1 protein-coding gene is annotated in these 1794 nt (G+C 32.3%); it reads right to left on the bottom strand.

What is annotated here, in order from left to right:
• Positions 1–196: 196 nt before the first annotated feature.
• Entirely contained in the window at positions 197–1597 is a 1401-nt protein-coding gene (locus LS69_RS09975) for a hypothetical protein (protein WP_138124672.1), read from the bottom strand.
• Positions 1598–1794: the final 197 nt, after the last annotated feature.

Consider the following 1794-nt stretch of genomic DNA (forward strand, 5'->3'; position numbering starts at 1 on the left):
TAAAGAATAGACCACTCCTACCACAAACATATATGCAGCATAAAACTTACAAAGTTCAGGAGCGAAAGTTTTGGATTCCATAAGTTTAATGGCTGGAATTTTGTTAGGCATCAGGCGAACTTCTTGCGGTAAGGCAGGGATTCATAGGGCTTCCTTTTAAAGGATTATTTTGTTGTTCGTTAATCAAATGCGACTATCAAACTTCTTTGAAAAATACATTCTTTTGATTCTTTGCATTAAACATACATATGGGGTATTGGGAGCTAGGATACATAATCCCTCCTTCATCTCGCGTAAAATTTGGCAAAGGTATAATATGAGAAGCACTCATATAGCAATCCTCTAAAATGATTTGGTTAAGGTTATGCAAATTAGGCTCTTTAGGATTCAAGACATCAAACTCACAAATTTTTACTCGCGCAATATCATTCTCTAAAATATTTGTAGCAAAAATCACGCATTCATTGGGGTTTAATGATTTAGGATTATTTTGCATAAATTTCTCTCTAATTTCTAACCAATTCAACCAAGCAGCGCAGTTTGTATCTCCATCAGTAAAATATCCAAATTTTTCTATATCTTCATAAAATGGCAAGGCAATCAGCATTTTGGGCGATGTCTTCTTTGCGCCACTATTGATATTTACATCACAAACAAAACGGACAAATTCACCCAAAAAGGCGTTATAAACAAATTTTTTTCGATTCTTTAGAATATATTGTTCGTATCTATTTCTCATAATCTTATCTTCATCTTTGGGGTAGCAAGAATGGATTTCAAAAAACGCCCTAACGCACATCCAAATTCCGCCCTCTTTAATATAATCAGGTCTTAAATCCAACAAATTATATCTTTTTTGCTTTTGGGGGAAATTTTGACTTAACAAAAAATACCATAATTCTTTTGTATTTTTTGAGTGGAATCTACTAATTTTGGATAAATTATCTTGATAAATTCTGCTTTTTTGAAGCAAAAAAGCATTTTTTTCTTCTTGAAGTTTTCTAGACAAAAAATAAAATTTATCTTCCAAAACACCCTGTGAAATAGTTTTTTCAAACTCCAATGCTCTACCTATTTGCCTCATCTCAAGAGCATTTCCAAAAAGCCTATAAACTTCTTCATTGTTGATTTTAGATTTTAATTTGCAAAACACTTCCAAGCTAACAACTACAGGAATTTGAACAAAACCCAAGATTCTTTCTTGAAAAAACCAAGCTAGTTTATCTTTTGCCATAGTGCTTAAGATTAGCTCGGCATAAAGTTGATTTAAAGGCAACAGCGCGTAAGCTTTATCAAATGTATGCCAACTACTATCCCAATCACTGCGGATATAATCCATCCAATCTTGCTCCAAATAACTCGCAAGATTGATAATATGCTCTTGCGTATAAACAATAATTTCGACAGAACAATCATAAAAAGGATTGTAAATAACCTCATTTTCTTGACTATGTGACATATAAAAGCTATCTTTCCGATACCATTTTAAGACAAGCATCGCTTCTTGGTTTTCGATATATTTTATATCGTCTATATCTAAATGTTGCCCCAAAAGAACTTCGCCTCTTGTTTCTGATGCCCAATATTTCGCTTTCAAATCTATCCTTTAGATTTTATTGCTTTGGATTCTACACTCAATTTATAAAATATTTCATTAAAACCACTAAATAATGCTTTTTACCCCCCAACCCCATTTTACCCCAACCCTCTAAAATCATTTATAATATGGATTGTGAAATCTTCAAATTCATTTTGTTCAATAAAATCCATCAACTCTCTTATGCTAGAATTATT

It is taken from the genome of Helicobacter sp. MIT 05-5294 (genome assembly GCF_000765675.1).
Lineage (GTDB): Bacteria > Campylobacterota > Campylobacteria > Campylobacterales > Helicobacteraceae > Helicobacter_D.